The organism is Candidatus Syntrophosphaera sp. (assembly GCA_019429425.1).
In the GTDB taxonomy this organism is placed as follows: Bacteria; Cloacimonadota; Cloacimonadia; order Cloacimonadales; family Cloacimonadaceae; genus Syntrophosphaera.
In genome coordinates this window covers 1-19,248 of record JAHYIU010000047.1, presented here as the reverse complement: position 1 = coordinate 19,248, position 19,248 = coordinate 1, and the positions used below count along the sequence as shown (strand labels likewise).

Sequence of the window (19,248 nt, the reverse complement as noted above, 5' to 3'; positions counted from 1 at the left end):
ATCACTGGGATTGTAGAGCCTGGCGCAGTTGGGCTGGCTGTGCGCGTAGGTCGTTGAAGCATAGGTTCCCACAAACGCTGATGTGGAGGTCGACTGGACGATGCTGTTCCAGTCGATGGGCAGGGCGGGAGGGGCAACCCCGTCGAAGCTTTGCGCATAGGGCAGGGAGTTGATCTGGGTGTCGATGCAGTTTCCGGCCAGGGAGACGGTGTGGGTCTGGCGGGCCATGTTGTCCACGATGGTGATGGTGGCGGCGTGGGGCCCTTCGGCCGTGGGCAGGTAGTTCGCGGTGAAGGTGATGGTCTCGCCGAACGCGATCGTGGCGGGGAAGCCCGGCAAGCCGGCCAGGGTGAAGAAGGGGCTGCCGGCAATGCTGATGGAGCTCACGGTCAAAGGCCCTCCGCCGGCGTTGCTGATGATGAATTGCTGCTGGAAGGCGTTGTTGATCAGGACGGTGCCAAAATCGCGGCTGGTGGGCGTGATGGCAAAGATCGGCGTGCTGCCGATGGCGGCCAGGTGGAAGGTGGTCATCGGGAACTGGCCGGAAAGGGTTCCCGCGGCTGAGGGCGCGTTGGGATCGTAGTTCACGGTGTTGGAGGTCAGCTTGCGGGCCCGGTTGGCCCCCACGGTCTGGACGCGGAAATCGTCGCCGGTATTGAAATTCTGGGTGTCCATGGGGCGGTTGGCATAGAGCACGAGGTTGCCGCTGGTGTATTCGAACGGGGTCTGCAGCGGGATGGTGACCGTGTTTTCGCCCGAGGGATAGGTGATGTTGCCGTCATAGACGAGGGTGAGGTTCCCAGGAGGCAGGATCCAGCCTCCGGAGAGGTCGGGCAGGGAGGTCTGGCCCAGCCAGATCTTGGTGGGCTTGTTGGGCAGGTTGGTCACGAAGTTGTTGTAGAAGCTCAAGGCGGTGATGCTGCCGAACATTTCCAGCTCCGAGGGATAATAGAGGCACTGGAAGAGGCTGTTGTTGTAGTAGAAATCCACGGGGCGGCCTTCCACGGCGGTTCCGTCGCCCACGGTCACGGCCACCACGCCTTCCGGCATCACGCTGATGTTCAGGGGCTGGGTCGAGTCGTTGGCTGGCAGGGCGTCTCCGGGCAGGGCGACGCGGCCGGTGAGGGCCAGCGGCCCGGGAGTGGAGGGGGTCCAGACGATGCTGAAGGTGTGGGTTTGGCCGGGGGTCAGGGTCACACCCGGAACCGAGGCCAACTCGGTGGTCCCGGCCATGAGCTTGACTGTGTAGGCCGTGCCCTGCTGGGTGGTGGTCCCGGTGTTTTGCACCTCCACCTGATAGGTGGCGGGCAGGTTCACCGAGGGGGTCGTGGTGCCGCTCAGGCTGAGGGCGGCCAGGTCGAGCCGCAGGATGCGGATCAGGTTGGAAAAGGCGGCCACGCTGGGCACGTTGTTCGTGTAGATCGCCTTCACTGCCCACTTGTAGTTGCCGTCTGGCAGGGCGGCCCAGCCGGTGTCCACGAAGGCAGTGTCCGCAATGGCGGCTGGGGTGAGCTGGACCCAGGAGCCTTCGTTTCCTTCGTTGCCCTGGAGGAGGCGCCAGACCCTGTAGCCCGTGAGGATCCGCTCAGTGCGGGGTTGGCGGGTCGCGGCGTCACGGCTTGGGATCAAGCGTCCGGGACTGAGGTCGCGCCGTTCCCTGAGGGCGGCCCCGGCTGTTTCCGAAAGCCCTGGCGTTACCGCGGGAGCTTCGGAATGGGCATAATTCACGGTCCTGCCCCGGGAGGGGCCGACATAGAGATCATCGATGTACCAGCCGGCATAGGAAACAACGGTTGTGGCATACCACTCAAAGCTGATCTCCACGGTGGCCTGATTGGCATAGGCGGCCAGATTGACCGTGAGTTCCTGCCAGGGCATGAACACCGCTTGGGAACTGGAGCCCCACACAGTGGCTCCATTAACCTTGATCAGGCCGTAATCCCAGGTGTTGTAGCCGTCCATGTAGTGCCAGAAGCTCAACACGGGGTTGTTGATCCCGGAGAAGTTGAAGGTCTTCCTCAGGTAGGACCAGTCCCCGCAATTGCTGTATCCACCTTCAAGCACTGTGCCCCACATGCCGGTTCCGCTGTGGGCTGAGGCGGGAGGCTGGTCCACATAGGTGTCGATGTCCACATAATTGGCAACGTTGTAATCATTGCCCCACTCCCAGTCTCCAAATCCGCTGGAGACCCAGCCGCCGTCGTCGAGTTCAAAATCGGAGAAAGGCCCGCCGGTGGAGCCTGGGGTGTACCAGGTGAGCGAAACCTGGGTCTGGGCGAGGTTTTCCACCGCTTCGACACCCGCTGGCGGCAGGGCGATCTCGTTCATGGTCAGGGTGCCCATGTCATGGTTTGAGCCACCGACGCTGATCGTTCCGGAGAGGTCCTGATAGCCCGTCTTGACAAAGCTGTAGTTGTAGTTGTTGCCGGAAAGGACGCCGCTGATCATGAACTGGCCCAGGGCGTTGGTCGTGCCGGTGTAATCCAGAGGGCCGTCCAGGGTGATCTCCACACCCGCCAGACCGACCGTGGGCTGGTCGCTGCCCACCACGGTCCCGCTGACGTTCACGGTCACCGAGGGCGTCAGGATGAAATTCAGGGTGGTGGTCTCATCGGCCACCAAAACCACGGGCAGGTTCTGGGTCTCATAGCCCAGCTTGCTGGCGGTGACGGTGTAATTGCCCGGCTGGAGGAAGGGGAAGCTGTAAGCCCCGTTGAAGGCCGTGACGGTGGAATAGGTGGTTCCGTCGACCACGATGCTCACATCCGCCACGGGATTTCCGCCGGAGGTCACCACACCCTGCAGGGCGGCAAATCCGCTGGTGACAAAGGAGAATGAGGTTTTGGCAAAGGTCCCGGAAAGAGTGCCGGCCGCTGAGGGGGCCAGGGGATCGTAGGCCACTGAGTCGGATATGAGCTTGCGGGCCCGGTTGGTGCCCAAGGTCTGGGCCTGGAAGTTATCGCTGCTGCTGTAATAGACCGTGTCCATGGGACGCTGGGCATAGAGCAGGAGGTTGCCAGCGGTGTAGGAGAACGGGGTTTGCAGGGGTATGGTGATGGTATTCTGGCCGGAGGGGAAGTCGATGTTGCCGTCGTAAACGAGGGTCAGGCCATCCAGGATCCAGCCTCCGGAGAGGTCGGCCAGGTCGGTTTGGGCCAGCCAGAATTTGCAGGGCATGTTGGGCAGGTTGGTCACAAAATTGTTGTAGAAAGTGAGGGCGGTGACGTTTCCGTAGACGTTGAGCTCGCTTTGGAAATAAAGCGCCTGGTGGAGGCTGTTTTTGTAATAGAATTCCAGGGGGACGCCCTCGGCCAGGTTGCCTTCGCCAATCGTGACCATCAGAACTCCGGCGGGCTGGACGGCGATGTTCAGGACCGGGCTCTGGTCGTTGGCGGGATTCTGGTCTCCGGGCAGGATCACCTTGGCATAGATGGCCAGCGGGCCCTCTACCGTGGGAGTCCAGACCACAGGAATCTGGACCGTCGCGCCGGGAGCGCAGGCGACCCCGGCGGCGGTGGCAAGCTCGGTCCCGTCGGAGCTGTATAGCTTCACAGAGTAGGCGCTCTGCGGGTTGGTGCCCCAGTTGAAGACCGAGGCGGTGTAGGTGGTGGCCGCGTTCACAGCCGGAGTCGTATTCCCCGTCAGGGCGGTGCAGGCCAGGTCATCGGCGGCGATCAGCTCCAGGATGACGTCGTCAACGTAAAAGGTGCGTCCGGTTCCGGCCGTATCGTGCTTGATCGCCATGAAAGTGCCCGTGCCGGTGTAGCCATTGAAGGGGACGACGTATTCCAGCCAGGCGGTGGTGGGTGTGATCGTGCCGACCTGGGTGAATGTGCTGGCATCGGTGGGATCGGTCATCACCCCGAAGCTCATGGTGTAGTTCGAGCCGCCGCCCTTCACCCAGAGCTTGAGGCGCACCGAGTTCACCGGGATCGCCGGGGCCAGGGGCGGGGCGATCAGAAACACCTCGTTTCCAGCCGTGGCGCCATTGTACATGCGCACGCTATTGGGAGCGGAATGGGGTGAACTGGTATAGGTCACAACGACGGCGGTCGTGCCGTTGACCGTGATCAGGCTTCCCCAATCAAGGGGCAGGGCCGGGGCGGTGACCGCGTCGAAGTTCTGCGTGTAAGGCAGGGCGGTGATCTGGGTGTCGATGCAGTTTCCAATCAGGGAAACCGTGTGGGGAACGCGATTGGCCAGGTTGTCCGTGATGGTGATGGTGGCGCTGTGCGCCCCCTCGGCGGTGGGCTGGTAGCGCCCGATGAAGGTGGCGGTCTGGCCTGTGGTCAGGCTTACGGGCAAAGTGGGCAGGTTTTGCAGGCTGAAGAACTGGCTCCCGGCGATGGCGATGCTGTTTATCACCAGAGTCCCGCCCCCGGCGTTCATGATGCTGAAGGTCTGGTCTGTGCTGGAGTTTATCAGCACAGTGCCATAATCCCTGCTGGCTGGGATCACGCTGAAATAGGGGTCATCCCCCAGAGGCGTCATGTGCAAAGAGGTCTTGGCAAAGGTCCCGCTTACCGTGCCCACTGTCCCGGGATTGGTGGGATCGTAGTTGACGCTGTCTGAATACGCGTTGCGGGCGCGATTGGTGCCGATGGTCTGGCCTTTGAAATAGTCCAGGGAACTGTAGTAGCCGGTGTCCATCGGGCGGTTGAACATCACCACCAGGTTGCCGCTGGTGTAGGGAAAGATGGTCTGCAGCGGGATGGTGATGGTATTCTCGCCCGGAGGGTAGGTGACGGTCCCGTCGAAAACCTGGGTGAGTTCGGTCGCGGGGATCCAGCCTCCGCTGAGGTCGGCCAGGTTGGTGGTGCCCAGCCAGATCTTGGTGGGCATGTTGTTCAGGGTGGCAGTGCTGAAATTGTTGTAGAGCGTGATCGCCGTTACGTTGCCGTACATACCGATCTCGGTGGGGAAATAGAGGGTTTCGTTGAGGCTGTTGCGATAATAGAAATCCAGCGGCATCCGGATGTTGGCACTGCCGTCTCCGATCGTCACCACGATCACTCCGGCTGGCATCACTGTCACATTGAGCACACTGGTGGTGTTGTTGGCGGGGTTCTCGTCCCCCGTCAGGACCACCCTGCCGCGCAAGGCCACAGGGCCCTGGGCCGTGGGAGTCCAGGCCACCTGGACAGGTGTGGTGGCCCCGGAGGCGATGGCCGGTCCGGCGACGCTGGCCAAGACGTTGTCGCTGGCGTCGATCAGTTGCACCGTGTAGGTGCTTTGGGCGTTGCTGCCACGATTGTAGATGGAAACCGTGTAATTGGAAGGCGTGTTGACCGAGGGGGTCAGGTTACCGGAGATCCCGGTGGCGGCAAGGTCGTTATCCGCGGGCACCGGAGGCAGGAAAACGTACATGTTGCCGGTGAGGAAGGGAATGTGGGTCCCGTTGATCTGGTTGAATTCGGCCGTGGTGGAATAGGTCGCTGAAGGAGAGGCGGGAGTGACGCTCAGAAAGTTTCCGGCCACGGCGCCTGAGAGCCCGATGGAAGCGGAAGCGCTGGTCCCGGGAGTGCCTGCCATCGTGCCATAGATGAATTCTATCCGGTTTGAGCCCTGGTAGAGTTTGATCTGGAAATTGACCAGGTTGGTGGTGCTGTAATACCATTTCATGCTTTTGAACTGGACGGTCAACACCTGGTTGGGCGAGGTTCCGCTCAGTTGATAGCCCACCTGGCCATCGCCGTCGTTGGTCTTCAGGTCGTCCCAAAGCGCTCCCAGGATCAGGGTCTGGGTGGTGAGGTTATTGCTCAGAGAGGCCGTGGATGAGGGATTCAAGGTGATGAAGCCGTTGGAGTTGGCCTTGAACTGGGTATAGGGGTTTTCATCGAACATGAAAGTGAAACCCAGTTCGATCACTGAGGACATCGAATCATCGACTCCCGGTCCGTGGATCTGGGTGGGAGCGGTCAATTCAGTGTAAGTGCCAGCGCTTTGCTGGAAGCTGTAATCGGACAAAGCCGCCCAACCCAAAGCGCAGAGCAGGGTCAAAGCCGCCACAAAGATAATGTTTTTCATCTTGTTCTCCTTCGCAATGCGAATAAAAGTCATCTGATCGATATTGAGCAGATCCGCTCAAACATCAAATTCCCATATTATTGGAGGCCGGAAATCAAGTCAATCTATTTGTTCAAGGGGGAAAGCGGTGCGAGAGAATCCCCCGGCCAGAGGGGATCTGGTGCTCCCAGCCATTGCCTTGGCCTCTAACTGGCTTGATTTCGGTCAGCGATCGTCGTGGGCCGTGACCCGGTAGAAACCTCTGGGGCCGGAGGCGCCTCCCAGATGCAGCCAGGAGGTGGAGCCGATGTTGGCCTGCAGGAGGGTGAATCCGGAGAGGGGGTCGGGTGAATGGAAAAGGTTGTAGCGCTCGGCGCCGGGAACGCTGTCCCAGCCAATTTGCAGGTCGTCCCCCAGCACCTCGAGGGTGAAGCAGACAGGGGCCCTGGGTTTGGCCAGGTCTGGCCTGTGTTGATGTTGTTGGCCCGCAACAGGACGCGCTGGACCCCGTTTTCGCTGAAGCTGTTGCCAGGGCCAAGATCTTCTGCCCGCTGAGCGTTGTTTTTCACGTGGAGCCAGAAACCTGGGCTGGGCGTGGCTGAATTGGCCGTGAACAAAACGGGTTAGGCCTGGGTGCCGTTGATCACCAGGTTTCCGTTCAAACTGGAAGAGGACGGGCTGCCGATGATCAACTGCCTGCCGGCGTTGAACTTGACCACCACACCCGCCTCCACGTTCAGGACCGGCGAGGAGCCCTGCGCAGTAACGTCCCCGGTGACAATATAGACCCCATCACTGGCCGGGAAGGTGCGCCCCAGGGTTACGCTGCTGCTCACCGTACCACTGATGTTGGCGCTGGCCGGCAGCAGGGCAAAACATAAAACAAAGAAAAGTGCGATCGTCAGAGCTTTCATTGTTCTCTCCCGTTTATGGCGGAGCTTGAATAGTCCGCTATTTTGGTTTGTTATCCCTTAATTATCAAAAGATTGCCCTGTCAAGAAAAAGAATCCCCAAATTGGCCGGCGCGCGGATTAAATTGTTGACAAAAGTGAACACTGTCAATTCTGGTCTACTATAAATCGCCATCCCCCGCAAGACGGGGCTGGCCGGAAAATGAACGTAATATCAAGGATATAGAATGAAACAGGACCTGATACGCAACTTCTGCATCATCGCCCATATCGACCATGGCAAATCCACGCTGGCGGACCGCTTTCTGGAAACCACCCACGTGGTGGGCAAGGTGGATATGGCGCAGGTGTTGGACAGCATGGACCTCGAGCGGGAAAAGGGGATCACGATCAAGAGCCACGCCATCCGGATGATCCACAACTATCAGGGCCAGGACTACATCCTCAATCTGATCGATACACCTGGGCATGTGGATTTTTCCTATGAGGTGAGCCGCGCGCTGGCTTCCTGCGAAGGCGCCATACTTCTGGTTGACGCTTCCCAGGGCATCGAGGCCCAGACCATGAGCAACCTTTATCTGGCTTTGGAAAACAACCTGGAAGTACTCCCTGCGCTGAACAAGATCGACCTGCCCAAGGCGGACGTCGATGGCACGCAGCACGATCTTAAAGAGATCCTGGGCTGCGCGGAAGAGGACATCCTGAAGGTGAGCGCCAAGGCGGGAACGGGGATCTCGGAGCTGCTGGACGCCGTAGTGGAAAGGCTTCCCCATCCCCAGGGCGATCCGGACGCCCCGCCCAAGGCCCTGATCTTCGACAGCTATTTCGACATGTACCGCGGAGTGGTGGTATTGGTGCGCCTGTTCGACGGATCGCTGCACAAGGGCGACCGGATCAAGCTCTTCGCCACGGAACGGGAGTACGACATCGAGGAGATCGGCCACCTGGGGCTGAAATTTTCGCCACAGAAGGAACTGACGGTGGGTGAAGCAGGCTACATTATCGCCAACATCAAGGAGGTGGCGGACGCCCGGGTGGGCGACACGATCACCCTGGCCAAAGGCGGCTGCGCGGAGTCCCTGCCGGGCTTCATGGAGCCGAAGCCGATGGTCTATTCCGGCATCTTCCCCATCAACGGCGAGGACTATGAAAACCTGGTGGATTCGATCGCCAAGCTCAAGCTCAACGACGCCTCCCTGGTCTATGAAAAGGAAAATTCCGCCGCCCTCGGCTATGGCTTCCGCTGTGGATTTTTGGGGATGCTGCACCTGGAGATCGTGAAGGAGCGCCTGCTGCGGGAATACAACATCCCCATCATCGCCACCACGCCAAGCGTCCGCTTCCTGATCAAGCTCAAGAGCGGCGCCGAACTGGAAGTGCACAACCCCATCGATTTTCCCGATCCCACCTTCATCGAAAGCATAGAAGAGCCCTACATGGACACCGAGATCATCGTGCCCACGGACTACATCGGCAACATCATGAAGCTGGCCCAGGAACGCCGGGGCATCCAGAAAAACATCCAGTACATCGATGAGAAGCGGGTGTCGCTGCATTATGAAATGCCCCTGATCGAGATCATCTTCGACTTTTACGACAAACTCAAGACCGTCAGCCGCGGCTACGCCTCGCTGGATTACGCTTTCAAGGATTTCCGCGTCTCCCGCGTGGCCAAGGTGGACATCCTGATCAACGGCGAAAAGGTGGACGCCATGAGCTTCATCTGCCATCAGGACAAAGCCCACAACTGGGGCAAAAGCGTCACTGACACCCTGGCTGAGGTGATCCCCCGCCACCTGTTCAAGATCGCCCTCCAGGCAGCCATCGGGGGCACGATCATCGCCCGGAGCACGATCAATCCGATGCGCAAGGACGTTTTAGCCAAGTGCTACGGCGGGGACGTGAGCCGCAAGCGCAAGCTGCTGGACAAGCAGAAGGAAGGCAAAAAGAAGATGAAGGAGATCGGCTCCGTCAACGTGCCCCAGGAGGCCTTCCTGGCCGTGCTGAAGGCGGACCGGGGTTAGGGCTCCATGAAAGGCTGGCTGGCCGCTCTGCTGGCATTGCTTCTGGGAATGGCCTGCCAGGCCTTGATCGTCGAGAAGATCAGCCTGGAGGCCAATTTTCCCCTGGACAGGGAGCAATTACTTCAAGCGGCAGGTTTGCGGACCGGCGAGGAATACGACCCGGCCGCGGTGAACGCCTCCATAGCGGCGATGCAGAGCTTGCTGCAGGCCCGGGGCCATCCCTTTGTGCGCATACCCCTGCCGGAACTGATCCCGCTATCCTCCACGGGAATGGAACTCTCCTTCCGCCTCGAGGAGCTTGTGCCCGCAGACGGGGCCGCGCTGCGTTTCTCCGGCCTGCGCTATTTCACCGAGGCCAAGCTGCGCGAACTGCTTCTGCTGGCAGACGGACAGCGGGTCGCGATTTCCGAACTCCCCGCCTTGATGGACCGGATCCTGGACCAATATCACCGGCGGGGCTATCTCTTTGCCTCGGTCCGGCTCGATTCCCTGGCCCTGGAGGAGGGATTTTCCGCCTGGCTCGGGATCAGCGAAGGCCGCCCCCTGCGGCCGGAAAACTACTATTTCCAGGGCAACACCTACACCCGCGACAATACCCTGGTCAAGCTGGCCGGACTCAGCCAGGCCGGCGTGATCACCCCCGCCCTGCTCCGGACCGCGGAGGAGAACATCCTGCGCAAGAGCTATATCAACGCCTGCCGGGTCGAGCCGCTCGATCCCTCCAGCATCCTGATCCAGATCGAAGAAGGAAAGATGACCTATCTGGAAGGAGTGCTCGGCTTTACTCAACTGAGGGATAAAACCGAGCTGACCGGACTGATCAACCTGCAGTTCCTGAACCTCTGGGGCAGCGACCGCTCCCTTGGCCTTAATTGGCGCCAGAATCCCTTCAGCAGCCTGCTCCAGCTCAACTATCACGAGTCCGGTCCCACTTCTTTCCCGCTCTCGGCCGATCTTTCCCTCAGCCGCGTCGTCCAGGATTCCACCTGGATCAGGTCTTCCCTGGCTACCGACATCTATTCCTACGGGACCAGCCAAAAATACGGGCTGGAACTTGCCCTGGAGGGGATCGCACCCGGAACACGACGACCGATCCAAGTGGAAAATTCAGCCAGACGCAGCATCGGGGTTTTCTGGCGACTGGATACCCGCGACCAACTGCTGAATCCCAGCCGGGGAGCGCAAACCAACCTCACCTATCGCGTTCGGTTTTCCGACACGGACGAGCGTTGGACAAATGCGTTGGAAGCCAGCCACACCCATTATCTGGGCCTCAGCCAGCGCTGGACCTTTGCCCTGGGCCTGCATCTGCGCAGTCTCGCTGACAGCACCGCTGCTGATTATTCTCTCTACCGCCTGGGCGGATACAATTCCTTGCGCGGCTTCCGGGAGGAGGAGTTCTCCAGCTGGCGTTTGGGATGGACAAACCTGGAACTGCGCTACCTGATCAATCCCGGTTCCAGGATCTACCTGTTTTACGACCACGGCATCCTGGCCTTATCCAAGAATAAACTACGGAGCGATCTCTTTGCCCCGGGTCTGGGGATCAAGGTCCGAACCCGCCTGGGGATCCTGAGTATTGAGTACGGCTTGGGACACAGGGAAAACGGCTTTGCCGATCTGGGGGCTGGAATGGTCCATGCCGGGCTCGACACCAGTTTCTGAAAAAAATAACTTGCCAAAATTATCACCCCCCATATGTTGGCTCCCAATACATCAGTACATAGTTGTGAGTAAGGACTGTGTGAGAGGCTGCTAAAGGCTTTGCGGCCTGCCGCCCCTCTCAAGCAAATAGCCCGGCAAGGCTCTAAACTGTCCAAACTAAAATCGAAAACAAATCAAATCAAAAAAATATGGATTCTACTTATGGAGGAATCAAAATGAAAAAACTCGTTCTTATTGCCCTTATCGCTATGATGCTCATCGGCATGTTGGCGTTCACCGGCTGCAAGACCCAGCAGGAAGAAGTTGTCGTAGAAACCGAAGAAGTGACTGAAGACACTCAAGCCACAGTTGATTCTTTGGTGGAGAACATCGACGCCGCAACAGCCGAAATCAAAGATGTAGTTAACCCCTAAGCATTGATTAACTACTAATAGCGCAGTCCTTAAAAAAACGGGTGTCCATCTGGATGCCCGTTTTTTCTTGTTCACAATTTACGCCCCATTCCGCCCTTTTTCCCAGCCTGCTCACCACTTGCCCACCACTGCCTGAGCACCCCCTCAGTGAGCGGGTTCTCAGGCAGTGGTGACTGTGTGGTGAGCAGGCTGGGCAAAAGGGGGATCTGGTTTGCTGACAGGCTACAACAACAGCGCTGTAAAGATGGCCTTTAGCGGCCTTCGCGTTCCTTGTCCCGTTCGAGGTCTTTCTTTTGCAGGGTTTCCCGCTTGTCATAAGTCTTTTTGCCCTTCACGAGGGCGATGACGACTTTGCAGAATCCCCTATCATCGATACTGATCTCCAGAGGAACGATGGTCATGCCCTGTTCCTCGGTTTTCACCCTCAGGCGGCGGATCTCGTGCTTATGCAGGAGCAGCTTGCGTTTGCGGCTGGGATCGTGGTTGAAGTGGGAGGCTTTTTCCCAGGGGCTGATGTGCAGATTGACCAGCCAGCATTCCCCGTCATCGATCCGGGCGTAACTATCACGAAAATTGACCTTGCCGGCGCGGATGGACTTGATCTCGCTGCCCACCAGGGCGATTCCCGCCTCGAATTTCTGGATCACGAAATAGTCGTGCAGGGCGCGGCGGTTCTTGATCGAGCTCATTTTTTGAGCTCCCGGAGGATTTTGGCCCGATAGGTTTTCGCGACCGAGATCAACTCGGCTTCATCCACCCTGGTCAGCCGGCCCCCTTCCAAAACAAGTTCCCCGGCTATCATCACGTCCCTCACATGGCGCGAGCCGAGAGTGTAGATCACGTGGGAATAAGGATTGTAGAGGGGCTGGCACTCCAGCGCAGCGAGCGTCAAAATGCAGATATCGGCATCCTTTCCGGTTTCCAGTGAGCCCCGCCTATCCCCCACGCCGAGCGCTTTGGCGGCATCGAGGGTGGCCATTTGCAGCACCCTGGCGGCCGGAAGGAAGGAGGGATCGTTGTTTACGGCCTTGTGCAGCTTGGCGGTGACATCCATTTCAGCCAGCAGGTCCAGGTTGTTGTTGCTGGCCACTCCGTCCGTGGCGAAGCAAACGTTCACGCCCGCGTCCAGATAGCCTTTCAGGGGCAGGATCCCGGAGGCGAGCTTGAGATTGCTTTCGCTGCAGATGGCGATCGAAGCCGGATGCTCGGCCAGGAGCTCGATCTCCTCCGCGTCGACCCAAACCCCGTGGGCATAAATGGCCGGCAGTTCCAGAATGCCAATTTCCTTAAGGTAAAAAACCGGTCGTTTGCCATGCTCGCGCTGGCAGTCGCGCACTTCGTGCTCGGTTTCGGAAAGATGCATGTGCAGAAAAACCCCCAGATCTGAGGCGGCCTGGGCGCATTTGAGCAGGGTGTCGCGCGAACAGGCGTAGATGGAATGGGGCGCGAGGTTGAAATCAACCAGGGGATTGCCCTTGTAGCGCTGGCGCAGTTCGAGGACCTTGCTGCCCGGAGGGGGCGCTGAACCGTTGTCAGAATCGATCACCGCTTCCCCGATGATGCCTCGTAAACCAGCTTGGGTGCAGGCTTCAGCAATGGCGCCCAGGTCAAAATACATGTCATGGATCTGGGTGATGCCGTTTTTGATCATCTCAGAGGCCCCATGCAGTGAGGCGCTGCGAATGAACTCCCGGTCCAGGAGCCTGGCTTCCAGCGGCCAGATGTAATCCTTTAGCCAGGTCATCAGGGGCAGGTCGTCGGCCAGGCCGCGAAAATAGGTCATCGGCAGGTGGGTGTGGGCGTTGATCAAGCCGGGCATCACGATGCAGTCCGTGGCGTCGATGGCCTTGGCTGCTTCATACAAAGCGCTGTCGCTGGGCACGATCTCCAGGATCCTGCCCCCGGAGATGGCGATATCATGATCTTCCAGGGTGCTTAAGGCCTCATCCAGGCAGAGGATGGTCCCGCCCCTGATCAGAACGTCGATCTTTTTCGCAGCGGCCATGTTTTCAACCCTGCACCTTTTGGGCGGCCTCGCGCGGGCTGAAGACGCCCTTGTGGGTGATGATCCCGCTGATGAAGCCGGTCGGGGTGATGTCGAAGGAGGGATTGAGGGCCGGAGAGCCTGGATTGGCGGTCCGCACTCCGTCATAAACTCTCAGTTCCTCCTCGGAGCGGAATTCGATGGGGATGTCGGTCCCGTGGTTGCAGCCGAAATCGAAGGTGGAAAGCGGCGCGGCGACGTAGAAAGGTATTCTGTGGTGGTTGGCCAGGATGGCTTTGTCGTAGGTGCCGATCTTGTTGGCGATGTCGCCGTTGAGGCAGACCCTGTCCGCCCCCGTGAGCACCAGATCGATCTCCCTTTTCCAGAAATAATAGCCAGCCGCGCTGTCGGCAATAATGGCGTGCGGGATCCCTTCCTGCTCCAGCTCGAAAGCGGTCAGGCGGGCGCCCTGGAAACGGGGCCGGGTTTCGCTCACATAGACGAAGATCTCCTTGCCGCCCCGATGGGCCGCGCGGATCACGGCCAGGGCGGTGCCCCAATCCACCGTGGCCAAAGCTCCGGCATTGCAATGCGTGAGAATGCGGGCTCTTTGAGGCACGACCTGGTTGCCCACAACCCCGATCAGGCGGCAGTCTTCGGCGCTGCGCCCGGCAAATTCATTGGCAGCCAGGATCGAAACCTGACGGGCATGAGGAACGTCCGGGATGAACCTGATCGTCTGCTCATAGACGTAATTCACCCCGTTGAGCAGATCGACCGCGGTGGGACGTGTGGAAACCAGCAGGTCATGGGCCTGGCGCAGGTGGGCCCGGAACTTTTCCTCCGGGGCATTCTGGGCGGCCAGAGCCAGGCCAAAAGCGCCCGCCGCCCCAATGGCCGGGGCACCACGCACCGTCATGTCGCGGATCGCCTCCGCCACCTTGCGGTGGTCGGTGAATTCCGCCACGGCAAATTCAAAGGGCAGCTTGTTCTGGTCGATCAGGCGCAGGCGTGCGTGCTCCCACCACACGCTCCGGTATTCCTGGTTGTTGATGATCATTGGTTTCCCGGAGTTGTTTCCTGGTTGTGCTGTCCAAGAGGTTCCGCCTTGGTTTTGCGGTATTTGAGCAGCAATCCGCCGGCCAAGGCCAGCAGGCTCACCAGCAGGCCGATCAGGCTGAGCGTGACGCTCTTCTTGTAGGAATCAGGGGTAAAGACCAGCTCCAACTTGTGCTCACCGGCTGGAATTTGCAGTCCCCGCAGGACGTAGTTGGCAGGATGAATGGGTATTTCCTCCCCGTCCAGCAGGGCTTTCCAGCCGGCGGGATAATAAACCTCGCTCAGCACCAGGAAGGCCGGCTTGTCCGTGTAAAGATCGTAGGACAATTCATGCATTTCGGCCTTGGTCTGCTTCACCCAGGCGGAATCAGGCGCCGTCACGTTGCCTACATCGTTTTCCACGTAGGCCAGGCGGCGGGGAGCGAAACTTTCGGAGCGCAGCAGGGCCAGGATCGAATCCGCAGGTTCCACCATCTGGACGGAATCCACGAACCAGGCCCGCGGCAAGGCGGTTTCATTCCGGTAGACCGACACTCCCCGGTAGCTGTCATACACTGGCCTGATCTTGGTCAGCAGCGAATCGTAGGGGAGCCGTTCGGGATGGAGCAGATATTTCACGGCCAGCATGTCCATGATAGGTGTGGCCTTCTCTTCCGGCATTTCTCCCTGGGGGGGGGAAAATACGCCGATCAGGTAGCGACGCCACTCTCCGGGGCCTTGCGCGCTGTCCTGCAGCACCTTGAGCAGGTCGTCATAGCGTTTCAGCTTGGCCGCGGAATAGCCCAATACGGTTTGATGGTGGTAGGCCCATTCTCCCGCGGGCTTTGGTAACTGCCTATGGGTGAGGATGTTGGTGTCGACCGGATAGACGCGGTAGTTATCCTTGTCCGCCAGCAGGTATTCGTCGTAGTCTTGGATGGCAAAGCGGTCCAGATGTTCCTGGCGGGCCTTGAGGTTTTCGCTCTTCAGGTGTTTTCCGGTGTAGACATAGAGATCGGCGAAGACGATCACAGTCAGGAGCAGGATAAAAGCCAGCTTGGGAAGTTTCTTGCTGCTCTTCAGCCAGGCCAGGCCCATGCTCACGGTGAGGAAGAGCAGGCTGAGGATACCGCTTGTATAGAGCATTCCCAGGCGCTGGGACTTAAACTCCGCCAGGCGGGACATGGCGTTGTATTGCTCAAGCTGGGCCAGTTCGCCGGCGTTGGTGAAATTCAGGCCTCCGAAGAGCGATTTGGCGGCCACCAGCCAAAGCAGGAACACCGCCCCGCAGATCCAGAAAGCCTTGAACAGCCCTTTGCTCCAGCGTTTATCCTCTTTTTCGGAATAGTGCAGGACCGTGTCCAGTCCCAACGCGGCGAGGATCACGGCGTTGACCTGCACCATGGTGAGGATCATGGAAGGCACGCGGAATTTGTTGAAATAGGGCAGGTATTTGAGCAGCAGGTCGCTCAGGGCGGGAGCAAAGCTGCCAAAGGACATGAGCAGAAAGAGGAAGGAGGAGATGGACAGAAAGATCGCCATCCGGCGGTGTTTCTTGCCCAGCAGGGCAATGATCCCGAAGGCCAGGACCACCAGCCCGAAATAGTTGTAGATCTGGGTGAAAGGCATGTAGCCCCAGTAGGTGGGGCTGACCCCGCCATAGAAATCCGGGATGATCAGGGTCAGGATCTCCAAAGGATGGAAGCTCCAGCCTTGGGCGTAGCTTGTCTCCAAGCCGGCGGAGCCTCCGCGCATCGTGTAGTGGCTGTATTCCATGGTGCTCATATAGGGATTCAGCACAGCCAGCACGGTGAGACCGGCAGCCAGGACCAGCAGTGCCGTGAAGAATCCGAAGCTCCTGAACTCTTTGCTCTTGAGGCTAACGATCAATTGCCAGATCCAGTACATGCCCACGAAGAGGTAGAGGTAATAGCTGATCTGGGGATGGTTTTCCCGCAGTTGCATGATCAGGGTGGTGGCCAGGAATCCCAGGCCCAGCAAGCCGGGTTTTTTGCGCAGGTACAGCAGCGCCCAGATCACCCAGGGGATGTACATGATGGCGCGGAACTTTGTGTTGTGGCCGATCTCCAGCAAGCCCAGCCAATGGCAGGAAAACATGAAGGCCACGGCCCCGAAGAAGCTGGTCCAGGGGTCCAGCTTCAGGAAACGCAGCAGCAAAAAGATGCCCAGTCCGCCGATGAAGAGGAGGAAGATGCGCCAGTTGATCAGCTTGTCCGTCAGCCGGGAAATGTTTTCCAGAAATGGATAGCGGTTGGGAAAGGAGATCATGTAGGAGGGCATCCCGGAAAACATGCTCTGGGTCCACAAGGCGTTGTCCGGATTGCTCTTGTTGTACTCGATGATCTTGTTGGCCGCGCCCTGCCACTGCGAAATGTCAGAAGCGTGGGGCGACTTGTTCTGGAAGGCCACCGGGAAGTAGAGCAGGCTCACGAACACCAGCAGGAAGGCCATCAACGCCAGGGGCAGCCAGCGTTTTTCAGGAGCAGGCCGCGCAGCTTTGGCCGGCGCGCCGTGTTTCCTGTCCGGATGATGTTGGGTCTGGATCCTGCCTTTGATGTCGGGGGTGTGGGTTTTTCCGCCCTGCGGGGCTTTGCCCCCAATTTTGGGGTTGACAGATTTCTTGGCCATATTATCCTCATTTTAAACAATGATTTTAGCATCAGAATTGCGCCTCGCATATCGGTCAAGCACAAAATGAAGCGGCGCTGGCTGAGCTGGGAGAATACCAATGAAATTTGAATTTCGCAAAAGGATCTACGGCTTTGAGTGTGATGTCTACGGGCACCTGAACAACGCCAATTACCTGCAGTTGCTGGAAAGCGCGCGGGCGGAGGCGATGATACAGATGGGCATGTCCGTTTTGCGCATGCGGGAACTTGACCTCCAGGTCTTCATCCGCAGGTTTGAGCTGGATTACATCAAGGCCGTAGAACATGAGGACGTGATCACGATCAGGAGCTGGTTTGACGACATGAACCGCGTCAAGGGCCTTTGGACCCAGCAGATCTACAACTCCGCCGGCGAGCTTTGCTTCGAGGCCCGGATGGTGGGGGTTTTCGCCAGCCAGGGCAAGGCCCGGCGCCTGCCGCTGGAAGTCTATGAGCTGTTCCTGAGCTTCCGCGAGCAGGTTGCTACCCTGGCAAACGAATAGAAGAAAACAAAAAAGGCGGGATCTCTCCCGCCTTGATTTATGGCATTTCTTTGGTGATTTAGTCCACTATGTGGCCCTTCCCCACTCCGCGCACTTTGCAGCCGAGCTTTTTATACTCCGCGATCACGGCGTCGGACAGGAAGTTCGAGCAATCCACGATCAAAGGCTTGGTCCCGCACATGGCCACAACCTCCGCCGGTGACAGGCCTTTATACTGGTCGTGCCCCACGGCGAAGATGACCACCTGCGCTGCGGGCAAAACGGCATCCAGTTCGCTTTCCACATTGGAATCCTCAAGTTCGGGCCAGGATTCCACGTAGGGATCGTGGGTGAGGGCGATGGCGAATTCCTTGCGCAGGAACTCGACCAGGGTCTTGGACGGCGAATGGCGCGTGTCGCCTACGTTTTCCAGGTAGGACACGCCCAAAACCGCGATCTTGAGGTCGCGCAGGGATTCGAATTCCCGCTTGATGATCTCGATCGTGTGCAGGGGCATGGTGTCGTTGATGTTGACGGAGCGGATGGCCATGTCCAGCGTCCCTTCGAGGCCAAAGAGGGTCTGCATCGCCCAATTGGCCAGCACGGGATCCTTGGTGAGGCAGTAGCCGCCAACCCCCAGGCTGGGGCGCAAGAGATTGTCGTGCGTGCCTTTGCGTTTGCGGATCGCCTCCCGCACCTTGAAGATGTCCACCCCGACCTGCTCCGCGAACCTTGCCCATTCCAGGGTCAGGGCGATATTCACGGCTCGGTAGGTGTTTTCCATGGTCTTGGCCAGTTCCGAGGCGTTGGTGTTTTCCAATTGCGTGAGGGGATAATTCTCCACGTCCAGAACGTTGGTCAGGAATTCGCGGCAGAGGTCGATGCTCTTTTGGTTCACGCCGGAAAAGACGCGCCAGAAATCCCGGATGGAAGCCACGTATTTGGCCCCGGGCATCACGCGCTCGTAGGAATGCGCCACCAAAGGCGGATTGCTGGTGATGTCGATCCCGCGCTTGGTGAATTCCTCTTCCAGTATGGGTTTGACCACTTTCTCGCAAGTTCCCGGAGGAACTGTGGTTTCCACCAGGACCAGGCAGTCGGGACGGATGTGCTGGCCCAGCATGCGGATCCCCTCGCGGAAGGCCAGGAGGTCGCAAAAGCCCTTTTCCGCTTCGCCGAATGAGGGTTTTGTGGCGTCCAGCTGGATGTCCACCACCACGATGTCCACCAGGCTGTAGACCGAATCCTCGCTGGTGGCGCGGAAATTCTGTTTCTGCACCACGGTGCGGTGGAAGATCTGGGGAACCTCGGGATCGGAGGAACTGACCGGCGGCACTCCGGAATTGATGACCGGAACCTTCCAGAACGAGCGTTTGGAGGCACGCTGGTGCCCGTGCACGTAGTAATACGGGTTTCCATCCTTGTCGGTGGCGTCGGCCACAACGGTGGCCATCACGCAGCCCACGAAGCCCAGGCCCTGCACGGCCACGATCTTGCGGCCCAGCTTGCGCTGCTCTTCTGTGATGCGCTTCAGGATCTCGCGTTCCTGGGCGTTCTCTTCTTCGGTGGGTATTTTATATTCTTTTCCGTCGGGGGCTAGCGATACATTCAGCATTAATCTGTCTCTCCTATGTAAGTTTCATTTGGGTTTCAAAAATCTCAGTGGCTTCGCGTGTCAAGAATATTCTGAGTTTTCCAGCTTATTTTGAAACGGATAGCAGGCCTCGCGCCTCAGGCGTTTTCCGCGGGGAGGGGGATGAAATCCTGCTCGGAGGGCGCCGGAACGGGGTGTTTGAGCCCGCGCACGATGATCCAGACGAAAGTGCCGGAGATGATGGTCGTGAGCATGTCCGCCAGCGGCAGAGCGAAGATCAGCCCGCCAAAGCCGAATAACCGGTTCAGGATGATGATCGCCGGGATGTAGAACAAGCCCTGCCTCGAGATCGAGACCAAAAAAGCCGGCAGGGCCTTGCCCATCGCCTGCAGGCTGGTCATCAGGATCATGCCCACCGCCGCGAAGGGAATGGCGAAAGCGTAGGCGTCGATGATCTGCTTG

General features: G+C 58.9%; 13 protein-coding genes. 4 read left to right on the top strand and 9 right to left on the bottom strand.

Annotated features, from left to right (window positions below; translation table 11 throughout):
- From K0B87_06140 to K0B87_06130, 3 genes are all read right to left on the bottom strand, one after another.
- Window positions 1-6,027: choice-of-anchor D domain-containing protein (locus tag K0B87_06140; GenBank protein MBW6514321.1), on the bottom strand; the 6,027-nt coding region annotated here is incomplete at its 3' end.
- 204 nt (window positions 6,028-6,231) lie between these two features.
- Window positions 6,232-6,426, bottom strand: a complete 195-nt coding sequence (locus K0B87_06135) for a hypothetical protein (GenBank protein MBW6514320.1) — start codon at window positions 6,424-6,426, stop codon at window positions 6,232-6,234.
- A 203-nt stretch (window positions 6,427-6,629) separates the two neighbouring features.
- Window positions 6,630-6,920: a hypothetical protein gene (locus K0B87_06130; protein ID MBW6514319.1), complete on the bottom strand. Its 291-nt coding sequence runs from the start codon at window positions 6,918-6,920 to the stop codon at window positions 6,630-6,632.
- Window positions 6,921-7,144: 224 nt separating this feature from the next.
- Here K0B87_06130 and lepA point away from each other — a divergent pair, with 224 nt between their 5' ends.
- The 3 genes from lepA to K0B87_06115 all read left to right on the top strand — a co-directional run bounded on the left by lepA (window position 7,145) and on the right by K0B87_06115 (window position 11,019).
- On the top strand, window positions 7,145-8,941 hold the full coding sequence (gene lepA / locus K0B87_06125) for a translation elongation factor 4 (GenBank protein ID MBW6514318.1): 1,797 nt from the start codon (window positions 7,145-7,147) through the stop codon (window positions 8,939-8,941).
- 6 nt (window positions 8,942-8,947) lie between these two features.
- Complete coding sequence (locus K0B87_06120; protein ID MBW6514317.1) at window positions 8,948-10,606, top strand: BamA/TamA family outer membrane protein; 1,659 nt, start codon at window positions 8,948-8,950, stop codon at window positions 10,604-10,606.
- Between the two features lie 215 nt (window positions 10,607-10,821).
- On the top strand, window positions 10,822-11,019 hold the full coding sequence (locus K0B87_06115) for a hypothetical protein (GenBank protein ID MBW6514316.1): 198 nt from the start codon (window positions 10,822-10,824) through the stop codon (window positions 11,017-11,019).
- 251 nt (window positions 11,020-11,270) lie between these two features.
- Here K0B87_06115 and smpB read toward each other — a convergent pair whose 3' ends face one another.
- Genes smpB through K0B87_06095 form a run of 4 tightly spaced genes read right to left on the bottom strand, consistent with a single transcriptional unit; the run spans window position 11,271 to window position 15,838 of the window.
- The gene (gene smpB / locus K0B87_06110; protein MBW6514315.1) at window positions 11,271-11,708 is read right to left on the bottom strand and encodes an SsrA-binding protein SmpB; all 438 of its coding nucleotides are present in this window, start codon (window positions 11,706-11,708) and stop codon (window positions 11,271-11,273) included.
- Complete coding sequence (locus K0B87_06105) at window positions 11,705-13,024, bottom strand: amidohydrolase family protein (GenBank protein MBW6514314.1); 1,320 nt, start codon at window positions 13,022-13,024, stop codon at window positions 11,705-11,707. Before K0B87_06105 ends, smpB begins: the two co-directional genes overlap by 4 nt.
- Before the next feature lie 4 nt (window positions 13,025-13,028).
- Window positions 13,029-14,063 (bottom strand): S-methyl-5-thioribose-1-phosphate isomerase, encoded by a 1,035-nt coding sequence (gene mtnA, locus K0B87_06100; protein MBW6514313.1) that lies wholly within the window; start codon window positions 14,061-14,063, stop codon window positions 13,029-13,031.
- The gene (locus K0B87_06095) at window positions 14,060-15,838 is read right to left on the bottom strand and encodes a YfhO family protein (protein ID MBW6514312.1); all 1,779 of its coding nucleotides are present in this window, start codon (window positions 15,836-15,838) and stop codon (window positions 14,060-14,062) included. The genes mtnA and K0B87_06095 overlap by 4 nt, the downstream gene beginning before the upstream one ends.
- A gap of 952 nt (window positions 15,839-16,790) precedes the next feature.
- Here K0B87_06095 and K0B87_06090 point away from each other — a divergent pair.
- Window positions 16,791-17,213 carry an acyl-CoA thioesterase gene (locus K0B87_06090; GenBank protein MBW6514311.1) on the top strand — a complete coding sequence of 141 codons (423 nt, stop codon included), beginning with the start codon at window positions 16,791-16,793 and terminating at the stop codon, window positions 17,211-17,213.
- 58 nt (window positions 17,214-17,271) lie between these two features.
- On the opposite strand, the gene K0B87_06085 is transcribed toward K0B87_06090, so the two are convergent.
- Window positions 17,272-18,807, bottom strand: a complete 1,536-nt coding sequence (locus K0B87_06085; protein ID MBW6514310.1) for a nucleotide sugar dehydrogenase — start codon at window positions 18,805-18,807, stop codon at window positions 17,272-17,274.
- A 116-nt stretch (window positions 18,808-18,923) separates the two neighbouring features.
- On the bottom strand, window positions 18,924-19,248 hold a 325-nt coding region (locus K0B87_06080; protein ID MBW6514309.1), incomplete at its 5' end, for a hypothetical protein.